This is a genomic window from Burkholderia sp. AU16482 (assembly GCF_002223285.1).
Taxonomy (GTDB): domain Bacteria; phylum Pseudomonadota; class Gammaproteobacteria; order Burkholderiales; family Burkholderiaceae; genus Burkholderia; species Burkholderia semiarida.
On record NZ_NKEY01000001.1, the window covers coordinates 212,774 to 230,939 of the forward strand.

General features: G+C 68.1%; 20 protein-coding genes and 1 tRNA gene. 11 read left to right on the forward strand and 10 right to left on the reverse strand.

All coding sequences use genetic code 11. The features are described 5' to 3' along the window. The first annotated feature begins 94 nt into the window (after positions 1 to 94). The 3 genes from CFB35_RS00990 (at position 95) to CFB35_RS01000 (ending at position 2,816) form a co-directional block, all read left to right on the forward strand. Entirely contained in the window at positions 95 to 754 is a 660-nt protein-coding gene (locus tag CFB35_RS00990) for a HugZ family protein (protein WP_089464470.1), read from the forward strand. 354 nt (positions 755 to 1,108) lie between these two features. Beyond that, positions 1,109 to 1,402 carry an H-NS family nucleoid-associated regulatory protein gene (locus CFB35_RS00995; RefSeq protein ID WP_034209561.1) on the forward strand — a complete coding sequence of 98 codons (294 nt, stop codon included), beginning with the start codon at positions 1,109 to 1,111 and terminating at the stop codon, positions 1,400 to 1,402. 256 nt (positions 1,403 to 1,658) lie between these two features. Then, positions 1,659 to 2,816 (forward strand): cation diffusion facilitator family transporter, encoded by a 1,158-nt coding sequence (locus CFB35_RS01000; RefSeq protein ID WP_060310190.1) that lies wholly within the window; start codon positions 1,659 to 1,661, stop codon positions 2,814 to 2,816. A gap of 51 nt (positions 2,817 to 2,867) precedes the next feature. On the opposite strand, the gene CFB35_RS01005 is transcribed toward CFB35_RS01000, so the two are convergent. The 3 genes from CFB35_RS01005 to CFB35_RS01015 all read right to left on the reverse strand — a co-directional run bounded on the left by CFB35_RS01005 (position 2,868) and on the right by CFB35_RS01015 (position 4,718). Next, a complete protein-coding gene (locus CFB35_RS01005; RefSeq protein ID WP_006477376.1) occupies positions 2,868 to 3,338 on the reverse strand; it encodes an Lrp/AsnC family transcriptional regulator in 471 nt (156 codons plus the stop codon). A 79-nt stretch (positions 3,339 to 3,417) separates the two neighbouring features. Further along, positions 3,418 to 4,077, reverse strand: coding sequence for an exonuclease (locus CFB35_RS01010; protein ID WP_006483674.1), 660 nt, complete (start codon positions 4,075 to 4,077; stop codon positions 3,418 to 3,420). Continuing rightward, complete coding sequence (locus CFB35_RS01015; protein WP_060008793.1) at positions 4,074 to 4,718, reverse strand: MBL fold metallo-hydrolase; 645 nt, start codon at positions 4,716 to 4,718, stop codon at positions 4,074 to 4,076. Before CFB35_RS01015 ends, CFB35_RS01010 begins: the two co-directional genes overlap by 4 nt. Before the next feature lie 652 nt (positions 4,719 to 5,370). Here CFB35_RS01015 and CFB35_RS01020 point away from each other — a divergent pair. After that, on the forward strand, positions 5,371 to 5,982 hold the full coding sequence (locus tag CFB35_RS01020) for a septal ring lytic transglycosylase RlpA family protein (RefSeq protein WP_059578260.1): 612 nt from the start codon (positions 5,371 to 5,373) through the stop codon (positions 5,980 to 5,982). Between the two features lie 91 nt (positions 5,983 to 6,073). Here the strand turns inward: CFB35_RS01020 and rsmI are convergent, their stop codons facing one another. Further along, positions 6,074 to 6,961 (reverse strand): 16S rRNA (cytidine(1402)-2'-O)-methyltransferase, encoded by an 888-nt coding sequence (rsmI, locus tag CFB35_RS01025; protein WP_089464471.1) that lies wholly within the window; start codon positions 6,959 to 6,961, stop codon positions 6,074 to 6,076. A 46-nt stretch (positions 6,962 to 7,007) separates the two neighbouring features. Between rsmI and CFB35_RS01030 the strand changes: the two genes are divergently transcribed. The 5 genes from CFB35_RS01030 (at position 7,008) to CFB35_RS01050 (ending at position 9,466) form a co-directional block, all read left to right on the forward strand. Beyond that, positions 7,008 to 7,436 (forward strand): YraN family protein, encoded by a 429-nt coding sequence (locus CFB35_RS01030; RefSeq protein ID WP_179231709.1) that lies wholly within the window; start codon positions 7,008 to 7,010, stop codon positions 7,434 to 7,436. 126 nt (positions 7,437 to 7,562) lie between these two features. Then, positions 7,563 to 8,147: an SIS domain-containing protein gene (locus CFB35_RS01035; protein WP_059638352.1), complete on the forward strand. Its 585-nt coding sequence runs from the start codon at positions 7,563 to 7,565 to the stop codon at positions 8,145 to 8,147. A 17-nt stretch (positions 8,148 to 8,164) separates the two neighbouring features. Then, positions 8,165 to 8,965, forward strand: a complete 801-nt coding sequence (locus CFB35_RS01040; RefSeq protein ID WP_059578262.1) for a BON domain-containing protein — start codon at positions 8,165 to 8,167, stop codon at positions 8,963 to 8,965. Then, positions 8,962 to 9,324: a c-type cytochrome gene (locus CFB35_RS01045; protein ID WP_059578167.1), complete on the forward strand. Its 363-nt coding sequence runs from the start codon at positions 8,962 to 8,964 to the stop codon at positions 9,322 to 9,324. The genes CFB35_RS01040 and CFB35_RS01045 overlap by 4 nt, the downstream gene beginning before the upstream one ends. A 66-nt stretch (positions 9,325 to 9,390) precedes the next feature. Beyond that, positions 9,391 to 9,466: transfer RNA gene (locus CFB35_RS01050), tRNA-Ala, on the forward strand. Between the two features lie 68 nt (positions 9,467 to 9,534). Here the strand turns inward: CFB35_RS01050 and CFB35_RS01055 are convergent. The 3 genes from CFB35_RS01055 to CFB35_RS01065 all read right to left on the reverse strand — a co-directional run bounded on the left by CFB35_RS01055 (position 9,535) and on the right by CFB35_RS01065 (position 12,772). Beyond that, positions 9,535 to 9,846, reverse strand: coding sequence for a hypothetical protein (locus tag CFB35_RS01055; protein WP_089464472.1), 312 nt, complete (start codon positions 9,844 to 9,846; stop codon positions 9,535 to 9,537). A 125-nt stretch (positions 9,847 to 9,971) separates the two neighbouring features. Further along, on the reverse strand, positions 9,972 to 11,369 hold the full coding sequence (locus tag CFB35_RS01060) for an enolase C-terminal domain-like protein (RefSeq protein ID WP_089464486.1): 1,398 nt from the start codon (positions 11,367 to 11,369) through the stop codon (positions 9,972 to 9,974). 62 nt (positions 11,370 to 11,431) lie between these two features. Beyond that, positions 11,432 to 12,772: an MFS transporter gene (locus CFB35_RS01065; protein ID WP_059578171.1), complete on the reverse strand. Its 1,341-nt coding sequence runs from the start codon at positions 12,770 to 12,772 to the stop codon at positions 11,432 to 11,434. Positions 12,773 to 13,103: 331 nt separating this feature from the next. Between CFB35_RS01065 and CFB35_RS01070 the strand changes: the two genes are divergently transcribed. Then, on the forward strand, positions 13,104 to 13,745 hold the full coding sequence (locus tag CFB35_RS01070) for a DUF2239 family protein (protein ID WP_089464487.1): 642 nt from the start codon (positions 13,104 to 13,106) through the stop codon (positions 13,743 to 13,745). A 15-nt stretch (positions 13,746 to 13,760) separates the two neighbouring features. Further along, positions 13,761 to 15,092 carry a carotenoid oxygenase family protein gene (locus CFB35_RS01075; RefSeq protein ID WP_089464473.1) on the forward strand — a complete coding sequence of 444 codons (1,332 nt, stop codon included), beginning with the start codon at positions 13,761 to 13,763 and terminating at the stop codon, positions 15,090 to 15,092. Positions 15,093 to 15,111: 19 nt separating this feature from the next. Here the strand turns inward: CFB35_RS01075 and CFB35_RS01080 are convergent, their stop codons facing one another. From CFB35_RS01080 to CFB35_RS01090, 3 genes are read right to left on the reverse strand one after another with little or no spacing between them, the layout of a single operon-like run. Beyond that, on the reverse strand, positions 15,112 to 16,278 hold the full coding sequence (locus tag CFB35_RS01080; protein WP_059643682.1) for an ABC transporter permease: 1,167 nt from the start codon (positions 16,276 to 16,278) through the stop codon (positions 15,112 to 15,114). Positions 16,279 to 16,286: 8 nt separating this feature from the next. Beyond that, positions 16,287 to 17,441 carry an ABC transporter permease gene (locus CFB35_RS01085; protein ID WP_060008773.1) on the reverse strand — a complete coding sequence of 385 codons (1,155 nt, stop codon included), beginning with the start codon at positions 17,439 to 17,441 and terminating at the stop codon, positions 16,287 to 16,289. Between the two features lie 21 nt (positions 17,442 to 17,462). Beyond that, positions 17,463 to 18,161: an ABC transporter ATP-binding protein gene (locus tag CFB35_RS01090; RefSeq protein WP_059578184.1), complete on the reverse strand. Its 699-nt coding sequence runs from the start codon at positions 18,159 to 18,161 to the stop codon at positions 17,463 to 17,465. Positions 18,162 to 18,166: the final 5 nt, after the last annotated feature.

Genomic DNA, 18,166 nt, shown 5'->3' on the forward strand with positions numbered 1-18,166 from the left:
CGCGCATTGGCCATCCGGCCGATGCGCGGCGCGCGGCGCCCGCGGGTAACATCGAAACCATCCCCGACGCCGCTTTTTCACCGCAGGAGTCCCCTTGAACATCGATCCCGCCCTCGCCTTGCATCTGCTGCACCGTTGCGCGTTCGGCACGCTCGCCACCCATACGCGCGAACCGCAGGGCTTCCCGTATCCGACGGTCGTCCCGTTTGCGCCCGATGCAAGCCATCGGCCCGTGATCCTGGTGAGCGGCCTGGCCGAGCACACGCGCAATCTGGCCGCCGATCCGCGTGCGGGCTTTCTCGTCGTCGATGCAGGCGGCGACGATGTCCTGAGCGCCGAGCGCGCGACGCTGGTGGGCCGGTTCGTGCCGCTCGGCGACGATCCGCACGTCACCGCGCGCTACCGGCGCTACGAGCCGGACGCCGAGCGCTATCTGGCGCTCGGCGATTTCGCGTTCTGGGCGCTCGAGATCGAGCGGCTGCGCCATATCGTCGGGTTCGGGCGAATGGGCTGGGTCGACGGCACGCGTCTCGATACGCTGCCGCCGCTCGCGTTCGACGACGAACAGGCGCTGTGGCATGCCTACGACACGAGCGACGCGCGCCGCGACGGGCTCGACCTGCTCGGCGTCGATCGCCATGGCGCGGACTGGCGATGCGACGGCCGCCGCGTGCGTACGCCGTTCGACGCGCCGTTGGCCGATACCGCGGCGTTGCGCGATCGGCTGATTGCCTGCGCCCGGGATGTGACGTGACGTCGCGGGTCAGGATTTGTCCGGTTAGCGAACGGCGTCATGTAGTTTTCGCAAAACTGTCGTCTGATGAAAGCTTTGATTTTTTCGAATGCGGGTAATTGCGTATGTTGATAGACCGAATAGCCAATCGCTAATGTCCTAATCTCTCTACGGGAGCGTGAAAATTTGAGAAAAGGCCGCGGCCGGTCAAAATGACATGGGCGAATTACAATGCGTCTCAGGATTTTCATGAATCTCGCTTCTATCAAATCTTTTTTGTGCTAATCTCTGCCTTCGAAAATCCGAGGCACATATATTTCATGAATGGTGAGCTGGCTGCAGACCGGCGCCATTGGTCAGATAGAAAGGGAAACTATGTCTTCTTACAAGGACCTGCTGGCCCAGCGGGAGAAGCTGGAGAAGCAAATCGAAGAAGCGAAGTCGCGTGAATACGCTGAAGTGCTGAATGACGTGAAGCAGAAAATTGCCGACTACGGCTTTTCGCTCGCCGAACTCGGTCTCAGCCGCGCGAAGGCCGGCAAGGTCGGCCGTCCGCGCGCTGGCGTGGCGGCAAAGTACCGCGATCCGGAAACGGGCGCGACGTGGTCGGGCCGTGGCAAGCCGCCGCGCTGGATCGCCGGCAAGAACCGCGACCAGTTCGCGATTTAAACGTTCGTTCAGGTTGCCCGCTCTTCGAAAGAGCCGCGTATCCGTCGAGGAGCGCGGCTTTTTTGTTTTCGGGCTGCCGGCGGCCCGTGTCGGCGCTGTCACGAAAATGTAAGAATCCGGTGTGAATGAAAATGCGACACGTTCGCATAAGCGATTGATTTAAATGGGAAATTTGTGGGTATTGGAAGGGCGTGCGGCGCGTCTTTGATAGAATTGCGTATCGCACACCGATGCGCACACCGATATCTCATATTTCATGTCCACGTTTTCCGGCGACGCGCAGAGCGCAGATAAGCACGCCGTTGCGCGCAAGAGCACGCTCGTCAGTATTGTGCTGAATGTCGTACTTGCGACATTTCAGATCGTCGTCGGCGTGATTGCGCATTCGCAGGCATTGATTGCCGACGGCGTGCATTCGATTTCCGATTTGATCTCGGATTTTGTCGTGCTGGTTGCGAATCGGCACAGCGGCGCGTCGCCCGATGCCGACCACAATTACGGCCATAGCCGCTACGAGACGGTCGCGTCGCTGTTTCTCGGCGCGATCCTGATTGCGGTCGGTATCGGCATGCTCTGGCGCGCCGGCGACCGCCTCGTTAATCTCGAAAATATTCCGGCCGTGCATTTTTCCGCGCTGATCGTTGCGCTGACGGTGCTCGTGTCGAAGGAAGCGCTGTTTCGCTACATGCTGCGCGAAGCGCGGCGCGTGCGCTCGGCGATGCTCGTCGCGAACGCATGGCATGCGCGTTCGGATGCCGCGTCGTCGCTCGTCGTCGCGATCGGCATCGTCGGCAGTCTGGCCGGCGTGCGGCTGCTCGACCCGATCGCGGCGGCGATCGTCGGCTTCATGGTCGCGCGCATGGGCTGGACGTTCGGCTATGACGCGTTGCAGGACCTCTCCGACCGCGCGCTCGATACGGCCGACACGGCCGAGATTCGCGCGCTGCTCGTCGCGACGCCCGGCGTGCGCGACGTGCACGACCTGCGCACGCGGAAAATGGGCGATGCCGCGCTCGTCGATGCGCACATCCTCGTCGATCCGAAGATCTCCGTCTCCGAAGGGCATTACATCGCCGAGACCGCGCGTGCGCGCGTGCTGTCCGACCCGCGCGTGCTCGATGCGCTGATCCATGTCGACCCGGAGAACGACGCGGCGCGGCGCCCGGCGCTCGCGCTGCCGCCGCGCGGCGAGCTCGCGGCGCGGCTCGAGGCCGCGCTCGCGCAGCGCGGCCTGCGTGCGGCGGCGATCAACCTGCACTACCTGAGTACGGGGCTCGAGGTCGACGTGACGCTCGACAGCGACCCGCGCGACACCGACGCGGCGTTGGCCGGCCGGCTCGACGTCGAGACGCTGAAGCGCGAGTTCGGCGCGCGCCGGATCAGCTTCACGCGCACGTTGCCCGCGCCGACGTGACCGGCGGCGCGCGACCGCGGACGCGGCCCGCCGCAGCGGCAGGGCCGCGCGTTACAGCGGCAATTGCGTGTCGAACTTGATTTCGCGCAGCACGACGCTCGTGCGCACCTGCGACACGGCCGGGATCTTGAAGATGCGCTCGTGGAGGAACACGTCGTAGGCCTTGATGTCCGGCGCGACGATCTTGAGGATGTAATCGGCTTCGCCGGTCGTGCTGTAGCACTCGGTGACTTCCGGGCAGGTCGCGATCTCGCGCTCGAACTGCTCGACGCCGCCCTCGTTGTGGCGCGTCAGGTGCACGTGCGCGAGCGCGCAGACGTGCAGGCCGAGCTTCTCGCGATCGAGCAGCGCCGTGTAGCGCTGGATCACGCCCGACTGTTCCATGTCCTTGATGCGGCGCCAGCACGGCGTGCTCGACAGCCCGACCTGGTCGGAGATTTCCTGAACGGAGCGGCGCGCGTCGAGCTGCAACAGGCGAAGGATTTTTTGCGAAAAGGAATCGAGCGTCACCTGCGCCTCCATGCGGCAGCTACAACACGCTGAATGTTAGAGGGCCGGGAAAGGAAAGGCAATCTGGCGACGCGTCGCTGAGCGAGATTCGCTAATTTGCTCGCGGATCCGTGGGATTTTGTCCCGCCCCCGCGCTTTCCGACCGATCGGTATCCGACACCGCGAGGCCCGCCAGCGCGGCCTGCTGCCGGCGCAGGTCGGCGAGCATGTTGCAGAACAGCGCGCCTTGCTCGATCGCGTCGTCGAGCGCGACGTGCGTGTGCGGATGGTCGTCGAACCAGTGCTTCGGAAAGCGCGGCTTGATCGCCTTGCGGTACGGCAGGCCCGTCATCGCGAACGCGAGCGTCTTGATGTCGAGCGCCGACCACGAGAACGGGCAGCGCCCCGCGAAGCGCATCATGTACCAGAACATGAACGTGAAGTCGAAGCCGGCCGGCATCGCGACGAACACCGGCTTGCCGGGCAGCGCCTCGACCCATTCGACGTAGGCGACGAGCGCCGCCTCGGGCGTCTGCAGATCGCGCCGGCACGCGGCCCAGGCTTCCGGCTCGGTCTTCCACCACGCTTCCTGCACCGGGTGCGCGTGCGCGCCGGGCAGCGTCTCGAGGTTCGCCGAGAACGTCGCGATCAGCTGCTTGTCCTCGGTATAGGCGGCCGACGCGAAGCTCAGCATCGAGTGCGGGCCGGGAATCGGGCCGTCGGCCTCGACGTCGGTGCTGACGTAAATTTCCGGGATGGCGGTCTGGTTCATCCGAACACCTTGTCGGACACGAACGGGTTCGTGCGGCGCTCGTCGCCGAACGTCGACACGGGGCCGTGGCCGGGCACGAACGTGACGTCGTCGCCGAGCGGCCACAGCTTTTCCTTGATCGAACGGACGAGATCCTCGTGATTGCCGCGCGGGAAATCGGTCCGGCCGATCGAGCCCGCGAACAGCACGTCGCCGACGATCGCGACGCGATGCGCGCGGCTGAAGAACACCACGTGGCCGGGCGTGTGGCCCGGGCAGTGATAGACCTCGAGCGTCTCGTCGCCGAACTGCACGGTGTCGCCGTCGTTCAGCCACCGGTCGGGTTCGAAGCTGTCGGCGGCCGGAAAGCCGAAGCGCTCGCTCTGCGTCGGCAGCTTCTCGATCCAGAAGCGCTCTTCTTCCTGCGGCCCCTCGATCGGCACGCTGTAGCGCGTCGCGAGCGTCTTGGCGCCCGCGCAGTGATCGATGTGCCCGTGCGTGAGCAGCACCTTGTCGACCTGCACGTTCTGCCGCGCGATTTCCTGTTCGATCCGGTCGAGATCGCCGCCCGGATCGACGACGGCGGCGCGGCCCGTCTTCTCGCAGACGAGCAGCGAGCAATTCTGCTGGAACGGCGTGACCGGAATGAGCGTGACTTTCATGGAGGCACCGGCGGCTAAAAGGAGCGATTGTACCGGTCGTGCGCGCGGCCTGCCGTGCGTGCGACGCACCCCGAGGTGCACGCATCAGGGCATTCCCGGAGCATGCCGATTGTTACAGCCATAGCGAGAATCAATGGTCCGCCGGGGACCCTTTTCGAGACAAGGTTTTGATTTATGTATAATGCGCCCCATTGCGCGTGAATTTCACGCCATTCGCTGGTGTTTCGGCCCCGTTAAACGAGGCATCCGATTCACCGTCAAGCATCGGCCGCCGGGGAGTCCGGCGGTGTATCCAGCACCGAACATTCGGTGCTCACGTCTTGTCCGGCCGGGCGCTGCGCGCCCGCCTGCGGCCTTGCTGCCGCGCCGCCGGATGAGGCCTGTGCCGCCGTTCCTGTGCGTTGGTCGTATCGACGCGCGCGAACGTGGAGCCATGTTCGATGGCGGCATGTGGGGTCTGGTCAGGCTGTTGGGGACAGGTTGCGCCAGACGTGAAAACTAATCAGGACGGTTGCGGCCCAGACGAACGCCGCGCCCATGCTAGCCGCCTGCTCGCATTCGAGCGGGGCGTGCACGCATTTGCCGTCCGGACCGCATCGCGTTGTGAAGCAGCGTTGTATCGATGCGGCCCGAACCAGAAGGCGACACGTCGATGAATTTACGTTTTCCGAGCCGATTCGGAACCATTGCATTGTTTTTTGCGCTGACGGGCTGTGCGGTGCCACCCAGCCAGACCACCGGCAGCGTGAACCCGAAGCGGGCGGTCGACAAGACGGCCGCTGCCGCGAAGGCGGACGACGACAAGCAGCCGCTCAATTTCGATTCCGCGCTGGCATCGATGCCGGCCGCCGACAGCAAGGACGCGAAGAAGTCGTCGCTGGCCGACGCCGAGCCGATCGACGGCAAGGATGTATCCGATTTCCGCCAGAGCGGCCGCGCATCGTGGTACGGGCGCGATTTCCACGGCCGCCGCACCGCGAACGGCGAGCGCTTCAACATGAACGCGTTCACCGCCGCGCACCGCACGCTGCCGCTGTCGTCGTACATCAAGGTGACGAACGCATCGACCGGCAAGTGGGTCGTCGTGAAGGTCAACGATCGCGGGCCGTTCAAGCGCGGCCGCGTGCTCGACCTGTCGTATGCGGCGGCCAAGGTGATCGGCCTCGTGCACGCCGGCACGGGCCGCGTGAAGATCGAGGGGCTGTCGCCGCAAGAAGCGCGCGAGGCGCGCGACGAAATGTTCGCGTCGATCTCGGCGAAGTAACGCGGCGATCCAGTCCGGCGCATCCGTCGCTCATGTACAAAGGGCTGCCTTCAGGCAGCCCTTTGTACTTTTCGTGCGGCGGCGGCGCGCGTCAGTCTTCCCTGCCTTCCTTCAGCACCAGCGCACGCGCATACAGCGTGTTGCGCGATGCGCCCGTCAGCGCGGCCGCGAGCCGGGCCGCGCTCTTCACCGGCACCTCGTCCAGCAGCAGCCTGAGCAGCGCGTCGTGCGCGGTGTCGTCCGCTTCGCCGCTTGCCGCCGGCGCGCCTTCGACGACCAGCACGAACTCGCCGCGCTGGCGGTTCGCATCGCCGGCGAGCCAGCTCTGTCCTTCGGCCAGGGTGCCCTGGAACAACTGCTCGTGTAGCTTGGTGAGTTCGCGCGCGATCAGCAGCCGGCGCGCGGGGCCGAACGCGTCGGCGAGCGCGGCGACGGTTTCGGCGATCCGGTGCGGCGCTTCGTAGAACACCAGCGCGTACGGGTGCGACACCAGCGCCTGCAGCGCGGTCGCGCGCTGCTTGGCCTTCGGCGGCAGGAAGCCCGCGAACGTGAACGCGCCGGCCCAGTCGCCGGCCACGCTCAGCGCGGTCACGGCCGCGCTCGCGCCGGGCAGCGGAACCACTGCGAAGCCGGCCGCGCGCACGGCGTCGACGAGCCGCGCGCCGGGGTCGGAGATGCCCGGCGTGCCGGCGTCCGACACATAGGCCACGCGTTCGCCGCCACGCAGCAGTTCGATCACGCGCTGCGCGGCTTCGCGTTCGTTGTGCTCGTGCACGGCCACGAGCGGTTTCGAGATCCCGTAGCGGGCGAGCAACTGGCCCGTGTTGCGGGTGTCTTCGGCCGCGATGCGGTCGGCGAGGCCGAGCACGTGCAGCGCGCGCAGCGTGATGTCGGCCGTATTGCCGATCGGCGTGGCGACCACGTAGAGCGCGGCGTCCGGGTAGTGCTGCGTATGCGCGAGTTCGAGGAGGGCAGTCATGGCAGGCAATGCACGCAATCGCGGCACGAACGGAACAAGGACGGCATTGTGCCACGCGGCGCCGGCCCGGCCGGATGGCGCGCGCGGCCGGCCGCCTTCGGGCGACAACTTTTCCGGCGCGGCGCGATCCAAACCGGTCGGCGCGGCGTTCGAGCAGCGCGCGCGGCAGTTTCTCGAGCGTCATGGTCTCGCGTTCGTCGCCGCCAATGTGACGATGCGCGGCGGCGAGCTCGATCTCGTGATGCGCGAGCCCGACGGCATGCTCGTGTTCGTCGAGGTGCGCGCGCGGCGCAGCACCCGGCATGGCGGCGCGGCCGCGAGCGTCGGCTGGCGCAAGCGGCGGCGTCTGGTCGCGGCCGCGCTGCAGTTCTGGTCGCGGCACGGCGCCGGCGCCGCGTGCCGTTTCGACGTCGTCGCGTTCGAGGCCGGCCGGCTTGCGTGGCTGCGCGATGCATTTCGTACCGACGATGCGTAGCCGGGAGCTGTGACGAGATGTAAAGAGTTCTTGCCGGACCGCCGGAGAGGGCGCCGGAGTACGGTAAACTCGCCGCACCCACGATGTCGCGCGAGTTGTGCCGCGCGCCCAGTTCACCAGGAATCGATGTCAGTCGAACGTATTCAGCAACAATTTCGCGACAGCGCCGCGCTTCACGCCGAAGCGGCCGACGCGCTGTCGCTGCCGATCGCAGCCGCGGTCGATGCGATGTTCGCCGCACTGGCGAACGGCAACAAGATCGTCGCGTGCGGCGACGGCCCGTCGGCCGCCGCCGCGCAGTACCTCGCCGCGTCGCTCGTCGGCGGTTTCGAGCGCGAGCGTCCGGGCCTGCCCGCGATCGCGCTGGCCACCGACGCGTCGCAGGCCGGCCTCGCGGGCGTGGCGGCCGCCGAGCAGTTGTTCGCGCAGCAGGTGCGCGTGCTGGGCCAGACGGGCGACGTCCTGCTGGTGCTCGATGCGGGCGGCGCATCGCCGCGCGTGCTCGCGGCGATCGGCGAGGCGCACGAGCGCGAGATGACCGTCGTCGCGTTGACGGGCGGCAACGACCACACGGTGGCGGCCGCACTGTCCGATACCGATATTCCGATCAGCGTGCCCGCCGTTCGCGCGGCGCGCATCCACGAAGTCCATCTGCTGACCATCCACTGCCTGTGCGACGGCATCGACGCGATGCTGCTGGGTGAGGATTGAACGAAGGAGAGCCGTCGATGAATCAAAGCCGCGTCAAACAGACGCTCGTCAGAACCACGCTGCTCGCCGCGCTGACGGCGGGCCTCGCCGTGTCGCTGCAGGGCTGTGTGCTCGGGGTCGTGGGCGCAGCGGCCGGCGGCGGTGCGCTGATCGCGACCGATCGCCGTACGCTCGGCGCGCAGACGGAGGATCGCGAGATCCAGGTCAAGTCGCTCTCGCAGATCAACAACGGGCTGCCGGACCAGTCGCACGTGAACGTGACGGTGTTCAACCGCCGCGTGCTGCTGACGGGCGAGGTGCCGAACGATGCGTCGAAGCAGCGCGCCGAGGAAATCGTGCGTGGCATCAACAACGTGAACGGCATCGTCAACGAACTGTCGGTCGGGCCCGCGTCGTCGCTGTCGTCGCGCGCGAACGACTCGTACCTCGAAGGGCGCGTGAAGTCCGAGCTGATCGCGACGAAGGGCATCTCGGCGAACTACTATAAGGTCGTTGCCGAACGCGGCAATCTTTACCTGATGGGGCTCGTGACGGTGGACGAAGGCAATCGCGGCGCGGAAGCCGCGAGCCAGGTGCCGGGCGTCGAGAAGGTCGTGAAGGTGTTCCAGTACGTGAAGCCGCAGGACGCGCAGGCGCTGCAGGACGCGTCGCCCGCGAGCGGCGCATCCGGCGCGCAGGCGGCTGCCGCACCGGCGGACAGCGCGACGGTCGGCGCGGTGCCCGACGCGTCGGTGCAGTCCACGCCGCTGCAGCCGCCCGCGCCGATCTCGAATTCGTCGAGCGTGCATCCCGGCAATCCGAAGGCGAAGGCGCAATGACGGGCATGCAGATGAAGCAGATGAAACGCTGGATGGTGCACGGTGGCGCGGCCATGGCGCTCGTGGCCGGCACGCTGGGCGCGGCTCACGCGGACGTCGGCGACGGCCTGAAAGTGGCGCGCGGCAACGCGTGCATGGGCTGCCACGCGGTCGACCGCAAGCTCGTCGGCCCGTCGTTCAAGGACATCGCCGCTCGCTACAAGTCCGATCCGCAGGCCGTCGCGAAGCTGTCGAAGAAGGTGAAGGACGGCGGCTCGGGCGTGTGGGGCGCGATTCCGATGCCCGCGCATCCGCGCATGAGCGACGCCGACGTCCGGTCGGTGGTCGAATGGGTGCTGGCCGGCGCGCCGTCAAAGTAACGCATCGCGAGTGACGTAACCCCTATTGCCAAGCGTGGAAATGCGTGTGTATGATGGTCGACTGTTGGGGCGGTAGCTCAGCTGGGAGAGCGTCGCGTTCGCAATGCGAAGGTCGGGAGTTCGATCCTCCTCCGCTCCACCAACGGAATTCGAAAGGCCCGATCGCAAGATCGGGCCTTTTTGTTTTCCGCGAGCCATGGGCGCGACGCGCTAGGTCGCCAACTGGCAGGCCAACCTGAACGCAGGCACCGACAGCACGGCGAACCCCACCGTCATGGCCGCGAGCACCGCGGTTCTTCTCCGCAGCAGCACGCACAGGGCGATCGACAGCCCGTAGACCGCGCAGGTCAAAATGATGATCCACCCGAGCGTCGCGTAGCCCGCACCGCCTTCGAAATTCGACACGTTCCGCGTGATCCGGGTCGCGACATAGCCGGCGACGGTCACGCTCGCGGGCAGGCACAGCGCCGAATACAGCACGAAGACGATGATCTGCCGCGGTGTCGGACCGGATGAAGTCATGAAAAGCGATATTTGCGAATGGACGAGGAGCGCCCGACCGTCCGCCGCACGGGTCGATCCAGGCAGCCGGCAGGATGCGGCCGTTTCCCGTATTTGGCAACCGCCCCCGTCAGCACACCGCCCCGTCACCCGCGCCCGAAACTCGGCCGCTTCGGATCGTACGTCCACCCCGGCACCAGATAGCGCATCGCCACCGCATCGTCGCGCGCGGTGCCGCCCACCTGCCGGTACAGCGCATGCGCGGCCTCGACCTGTGCCATGTCCAGCTCGATGCCGAGCCCCGGCCGTTCCGGCACGGCCACCTTGCCGCCGACGATCGCGAGCGGCTCGCGCGTGAGCCGCGCGTCGCCTTCCTGCCAGATCCAGTGCGTGTCGATCGCGGTGATCGTGCCGGGCGCGGCCGCCGCCGCATGCGTGAACATCGCGAGCGACACGTCGAAGTGGTTGTTCGAGTGCGAGCCCCACGTGAGCCCCCAGTCGCGGCACAGCTGCGCGAGCCGCACCGAGCCCTGCATCGTCCAGAAATGCGGATCGGCGAGCGGGATGTCGACCGCCTGCAGCCGCACCGCATGATCCATCTGCCGCCAGTCGGTCGCGATCATGTTGGTCGCGGTCGGGATCCCCGTCGCGCGGCGGAATTCGGCCATCACCTCGCGGCCCGAATAGCCGCCTTCCGGCCCGCACGGATCTTCCGCGTACGCGAGCAGGTGGCCTTGCCCGCGGCACAGCGCGACGGCCTCGTCGAGCGACCACGCGCCGTTCGGATCGAGCGTCGTGCGGGCGTCGGGAAAGCGCGCCTTGATCGCCGCGATCGCTTCCATCTCGTCCGCGCCGGCCATCACGCCGCCCTTCAGCTTGAAATCGGCGAAACCGTAGCGCTCGACCGCCGCTTCGGCCTGCCGCGCGATCGCGGCCGGCGTGAGCGCCGCTTCGTTGCGCAGCCGGAACCAGCCATCCGAAGCGTGCGCCTCGTCGCGATACGGCAGATCGGTGCGGCGCCGGTCGCCGATGTAGAACAGGTACGCGAGCATCGGCACCGCGTCGCGCTGCTGGCCTTCGCCGAGCAGCGCCGCGACCGGCACGTCGAGATGCTGGCCGAGCAGGTCGAGCAGCGCGGCCTCGATCGCGGTGATCACGTTGTCGAGCCGCAGGTTGATCTCGTGCGGCTGGCGCAGCACGGCCGCCTCGCCGGCCGACGTCACTTCGTGGCGGATCGTGCGCTCGGCGCCGGGACCGGCGCCGGACAGCGCCGCGCGCACCGCGTTGAGCGTCGCCTGGTAGCGCCCGATCGGCTGCCCGACCACGCGATCCGTCATGCGCTCTAGCGCGTGGCGGATGCCTTCGCCGCCCGGCACTTCGCCGACGCCCGTATGCCCGCTGCTGTCGTCGAGGATCACGAGGTTGCGCGTGAAGTACGGCGCGTGCGCGCCGCACAGGTTGAGCAGCATGCTGTCGCGGCCGGCGACGGGAATCACCTGCATGCGCGTGACGCGCGGGGTGCCGGCACGGCTGGGTTCGGACATCGGTTCGCTCCTGGTTCCGGTGGCGCGCGGGCCGACGGACGCGTCGGCGCGGCCCGCGCGGTTCATTGAAGCTCGACGCGGCGGATCTCGCCGACGACGAACAGGTAGCAGATCACGGCGACGAGCGCATGCGCGACGACATAGACGAGCGCGCCGTTGAACGACCCGCTGCGGTCGACGATATAGCCGATCGCGATCGGCGTCGTGATGCTGGAAAGGTTGCCGCAGGTGTTGAGCAGCGCGCCGCTCAGCCCGGCGATCTGGCGCGGCGCGGTGTCGGCGTTGACGGCCCAGCCGAGCGCGCCGAGCCCCTTGCCGAAGAACGACAGCGCCATGAACAGCACGACGAGCACGTGCGAATCGGTGTAGTTGCAGACGATCATCGACATCGACAGCAGCATGCCGATCACGATCGGCACCTTGCGTGCGACCGACAGCGAGCGGCCCTGCCTGAGCAGCGCATCGGACACGACGCCGCCGAGAATCCCGCCAAGGAAGCCGCACACGGCGGGAATCGACGCGACGAGCCCCGCGTTGAGGATCGACATCCCGCGCGCCTGCACCAGATAGACGGGAAACCACGTGATGAAGAAGTAGGTGAGCGCGTTGATGCAGTACTGCGCGACGTATACGCCGACCAGCATCCGGTTGCGCAGCAGCGCCTTCACGTGGCGCATAGACGGGCCGCCGTCGCGCCCGCCCGTCGCCTGGTCGATGTTGACGAGCGCACCGCCTTCGGCGAGGTAGTCGAGTTCCGCGCGGTTGATGCTCGGGTGGTCCTTCGGGTCGTACATCGTGCGGTTCCACACCAGCACGAACGCGAAGCCGAGCACGCCCATCACCGCGAACACCGCCTGCCAGCCGAACGCGTGCACGAGCCAGCCCATCAGCGGCGCGAACACGACGGTCGCCGCGTACTGCGCGGCGTTGAAGATCGCCGACGCGGTGCCGCGTTCGGCGGCCGGGAACCACGCGGACACGATCCGGCTGTTGGCGGGGAACGACGGCGCCTCGGCCGCGCCGACCAGGAAGCGCAGCCCGAACAGCAGCGCGAACGCGGCCGCGCCGCCGAAGAAGCCGATGCCGCCCTGCAGCAGCGTGAACAGCGACCAGAAGAAGATGCTGAATGCGTAGACGATGCGCGATCCGTAGCGGTCGAGCAGCCAGCCGCCCGGCAGTTGCGCGACCACGTACGACCAGCCGAACGCGGAAAAGATGAAGCCCATCTGCACGTGGCTCAGGTGCAGCGCGCGGGCGAGGCTCGGGCCCGCGATCGCGATGGCCGCACGATCCGCGTAGTTGATCGTCGTGACCGCGAACAGGACGGCGAGCACCAGCCAGCGCACGCGGGTGCGCCGGGCCGTTGCCGACGCGGACGCCGGCAGCGCGTGAAGCGGATTCATGACTTGTCTCCTCCGAAGGGCGGAAGGTGCCGTCGTGCGGCAGGCGCGTCGGTGCGCGCGTGATGTGGGTGGATGCCGCCGGCGGGAGGCCGGGCACCGGACGCCGATGCGAGGGCGTCCGGGCCATTCTGTCATGTCGAAACTTGCGTTTTCATGCCAATTGCTGACTTGATCGATTCAGCATTTGAATCGATCGGGCGAGGTTCCCCGCGGTCGACCCCGCAGGATGGGAACTCGATGAGGGCAATGTTTTTACCCGGATAATATTGACATCCGATTAATACCCGGATAAAAATTGCGTCATTCCGATTTCAGCCTGCGGGCGACCACGATGACCGCTTCCACGCTCCTTCCTTCGTACACGGCCTTCGACGGCCACCGGCGGCTCGCGTCGGGCCCGCTCGCGACGGTCGCGCTCGCTGCCCGGCAGGTGGCCGGCGACGCGACGTCCAGCACGATCCTGATCTTCGACGACGCGACGGGCCGCTCGATCGACCTCGACCTGCGCGGCACCGCGGACGACGTCCGCGCGCGCTATGCGGTGCCGTCGAGCGGCGCATCTGGAGCGTCCGGCGGCGCCGGCGAGCCGGCAGGCGCGGGCGCCGGCGAACAGCGCGGCCGCGGCCGGCCGAAGCTCGGCGTGGTGTCGCGCGAGGTCACGCTGCTGCCGCGTCACTGGGAATGGCTCGGCGCGCAGCCGGGCGGCGCGTCGGTCGCGCTGCGCAAGCTCGTCGAGGACGCGCGGCGCACGCACGCGGCGGCCGACCGGCACCGCGACGCGCAGGCGCGCGCGTACCACTTCATGTCGGCGATCGCGGGCGACCTGCCCGGTTTCGAGGAAGCCGCGCGGGCGCTGTATGCGAACGATCCGGCACGGCTGGCCGAGCTGATCGCCGGCTGGCCGGACGACGTGCGCGACCATGCGCTCGCCCTGGCGCGTGGCGATCTGCCGCCGTCCGCCGACGACTGCTGACGGAGCGCCGACGCGATGACCGTATTCGACCTGAACCGCGGCGCGATCGCGCCGGTCGCCGACGAAGTCGACATCGTCGACCTGCGCGTGACGGGCGCCGTCCCGCGTGAACTCGACGGCACGTTGCTGCGCAACGGCCCGAACCCGCCGGGCGGCCGCTTCGAAGGCAACGACCTGCTGTCGTGGTGGCCGGAGGCCGCGATGCTGCACGCGATCGCGTTCGACGACGGCCGCGCGGCCGGCTACCGGAACCGCTGGGCGCGCACGCGGCGCTGGGCCGCGGTCCATGCGCCCGGGCGGGCGGCGGATCTGCCGGACACCAATCCGAACGTGAACGTGCTGCAGCATGCGGGCGAATTGCTCGCGCTGGCCGAGGGCGGCGCGCCGCTCGCGATTACCGCCGCGCTCGATTCGCTCGGCATGCCGGCGCGGCACGCGGGCTTCGACGGCGGGATGACCGCGCATCCGAAGGTCGACCCGGCAACGGACGAGCTGATCCTGTTCCGCGCGGACTGGCGTGCGCCCTGGCTGCGCTACGGCGTGATCGACGCGACGGGCGTGAAGCGCGTCGATCTCGAGATCGAGCTGGGCGCGCCGTCGATGATGCACGACCTCGCGATCACCGAAACCCGCAGCCTGCTGCTCGACCTGAACGTCGGCTACGACTTCTCGCTGCTGAAGCAGGGCCACCGGATGCCGCTGCGCTGGCACGACGACCGGCCCGCGCGCATCGGCGTGCTGCCGCGCCACGGCGGCGACGTGCGCTGGTTCGGCGTCGAGCCGTGTTTCATCCAGCACGTCGTCAACGCGTACGACTGCGACGCATCGTGCATCGTGCTCGACGCGGTGCGCTATCCGTCGTTCCTGCGGCTCGACGCGCGCACGGGCCGCTTCGCCGACAACCCGGTCGGCGAGCTGTGGCGCTATGTGATCGATACCGCGAACGGGCTGGTCGACGAAGGGCCGCTCGCCGACGGCGGCATCGAGTTGCCGCGCATCAACGAAACCCGCACCGGCCGCCGCTATCGCTACCTGTACGCGGCCGAGCAGCCGAACAACGCGGAAATGCGCGGCGTGATGCGCTTCGACCACGCGCGCGGCACGACGATGCACTATGCGGTGCCGGCCGGCGACCAGAACGGCGAGCCGGTGTTCGTGCCGCGCCCGGGCGGCGCCGACGAGGACGACGGCTGGCTGCTGGTGATGGTCTACCGCGCGGCGACGGATACGAGCGACGTCGTGATCCTCGATGCGCGCGCGATCGACGCGGGGCCGGTCGCGGCCGTGCATCTGCCGCGCCGCGTGCCGGCCGGGTTCCACGGCGCGTGGGTGCCGCGCGAACGTTGAACGTGAGCGGCGGCGCGCGTCACTGCGCGCGCAGCGCGTCGACGATCTTCAGCCGCGCCGCGCGCATCGCCGGCAGGAACCCGCCGACGAGCCCCATCACGAGCGAGAACCCGAGCGTCTTCACGACGATCGCGGGCGTCAGCACGAAGCGGAACGACAGGTCCGAGAACGTCTGGAAGTTGGTCGTCGAGAACGACGCGAACTGCATCAGCGACGCGCACGCGAGCCCCGCGACGCCGCCGACGAAGCCGAGCAGCAGCGCCTCCAGCAGGAACGCCGCGAGTACGTTGGTGCGCTTGAAGCCGAGCGCGCGCAGCGTGCCGATCTCGGCCACGCGGTTCGCGACCGACGCATACATCGTGATCATCGCGCCGATCATCGCGGCGATCGAGAAGATCGTCGACAGCGTGATGCCGAGGATGTTGATGAACGTCGACAGCGCCTTCGACTGGTCGCCGTAGAAGGTCTGCTCGCGCTTGGCCTCGTCGGTCAGGCGCGGGTCGACGTCGATGTCGGCCTTGAAGCGCGCGAAGCCGTCCGCGCTCGGAATGCGCAGCACCATCGACGAATAGCTGGTGCGCCGGAACGACTGCATCAACTGGTCGACGTCGCCCCAGATCTCCGAATCGAAGCCGCTGCCGCCCGCGTCGAACACGCCGACGATGGTCCAGTCGCGCTGCGCGAAATGCAGGCGGTCGCCGAGCTGCGTGCCGCTGAAGCCTTTCGCGATCGCGCTGCCGACGACGATCTCCGACGAGCCGGGCGCGAAGGTCCGGCCGGCCGCGAGCTTCACGTGCGGACGCAGCGCGAGGCCGGCCGGCGACACGCCGCGGATCACGACGTTCGACGGCTTGCCGCTCGACGTCTTCACGAGCGAGATCAGCACCACGGCTTCCTTCGACACGAGCGGCCGGCCGTCGGGGCCGAGCGCGACGGCCGGGTGCATCTCGAGCGCGTTGGCCTGCTGATGGTCGATCGAACTCTGGATCTCGGTCTCGGCGCCCTTGCGGATCACCACCGCGTTGTCGGGTTCGCCGGTCGACACGAGCGTTTTCGTGAGGCCCGCATCGAGCATCTGCACCGTCGCGAACACGAAGATCACGAGCGCCATCCCGCCCGCGGTGAGCGCGGTGGTCAGCCGTCGGGTCCACAGGTTGCGCGCGATGTAGGTGAGCGGGATCGCCATGTGCGTCGCTATCCGATCGCCCGCAGGCCTTCGACCACGCGCACGCGCGCGGCCTGCCACGCCGGCACGAGCGCGGCCGCGAGGCCGACCGCGACCGAGCACGCGGCCTGCAGCACGACCGTCCCGGTCGATACCTTGAACACCGGAAAGATGCCGCCGGCCGCCTGCTTGAACAGGCTCGCGGCGGGCGGCGTCGCGAGGATCCCGAGCGCGCCGCCGACCACCGCGATCACGACCGATTCGCCGAACACGATCAGCGCGAGAAACCCGGGGCCGAAGCCGAGCGCCTTCAGCGTCGCGTATTCGGCCGTGCGCTCGCGCGCGCTCATCGCCATCGCGTTGGCCATCACCGCCATGATGATCAGGATCACCACGTACGACACCAGGCGAATCGCCGCGATGATCTGGTTCGACATCGCGACGAAGCCGAGCTGGAACGCCTGCTCGGTCTCGGTCAGCGTTTCGGCGAGCGAGTTCTTGAACACCGCGTCGACGTTGCGCGCGATCGCGGCGCCGTCGTCGGGGTTCGCGACGCCGAGCACGAACACGCCGACCTGGTCGGCCTGCTTCGGCGTGCGCTTGCGCACCGTCTCGTTCAGGTAATCCCAGTGGAACACCAGCTGGCGCGTGATCGTCGAATCGTCGCGGCCGTCGAGAATCCCGCGCACGACGAAATCCCACGTGCCCGGATAGATCGTGCCCTTCAGCGGGATCACGTCGCCGACCTTGAAGCCGAACTGCGTCGCGAGCTGCCGGCCGACCAGGCAGCCGCGCCGGTCGCGGTCGTAGTCGGCGCGCTGCTGCGCCGGCAGGATGAATTCCGGATACAGGTCGAGGTAGTTCTCCGACACCGCGAAGCTCGCGAAGAAGTTCTTCGGATCGCGGTAGATGCCGCCGAACCAGTTCGAGCGGACCACGGCCGTCACGCCGTCGACGCCGCGGATCCGGTTCTCGTAGCTGACCGGCAGCGGAAACACCAGCGAGATCGCGTTGCGCGTGACGAGCCGTCCGCTGGACGCCGCCGCCGCGCCCGCGTACCACGCGTCGACGACGGTGTGCAGCAGCCCGAACGCGAGCACGGCGATCGTGAGCCCGAGCACGGTCAGTAGCGTGCGCAGCCGGTGCCGCAGCGCATTGCGCGCGATCAGCTTCAGCACATACACGGCGCGCGCTCCCGTCGCCGCTCAGCCGGCGTGCCCATCGATCAGCTCCCCCTTTTCCAGATGGACGAGCGAGCGCGCGGCGCCGGCCGCGTGCGCGTCGTGCGTCACCATGATGATCGTCTTGCCGAGCTCGGCGTTCATCCGCTGCAGCATCGCGAGCACGTCGGTGGCCGACGCGCGGTCAAGGTCGCCGGTCGGCTCGTCGGCGACGATCAGCACCGGATCGGTGATCAATGCGCGCGCGATCGCGACGCGCTGCTGCTGGCCGCCCGACAGCTCGGACGGGTAATGGCTCGTGCGGTCGCCGAGATTCACCATGTCGAGCACGAGCTCGACGCGTTCGCGCCGCTCGCGGCGCGACAGGTGCGTGAGCATCAGCGGCAGCTCGACGTTCTCGAACGCGGTGAGCACGGGCATCAGGTTGTAGAACTGGAAGATGAAGCCGACGTTCGCCGCGCGCCATTCGGCCAGTTGCGCCTCGGCGAGTTGCGAGATGTCGAGTCCGCCGACGCGCAGCTCGCCGCTGTCGGGCCGGTCGATGCCGGCCACGAGGTTCAGCAGCGTGCTCTTGCCGGAGCCCGATGGCCCCATCAGCGCGACGAAGTCGCCTTCGCCGATGTCGAGCGTGATGTCGGTCAGCACGGGCACGATCTGGTTGCCGCGCCGGTACGACTTCGCGACGTGGCTGAGCTCGACGAGGGGCGGTTGGGCGTCGTTCACGCGCG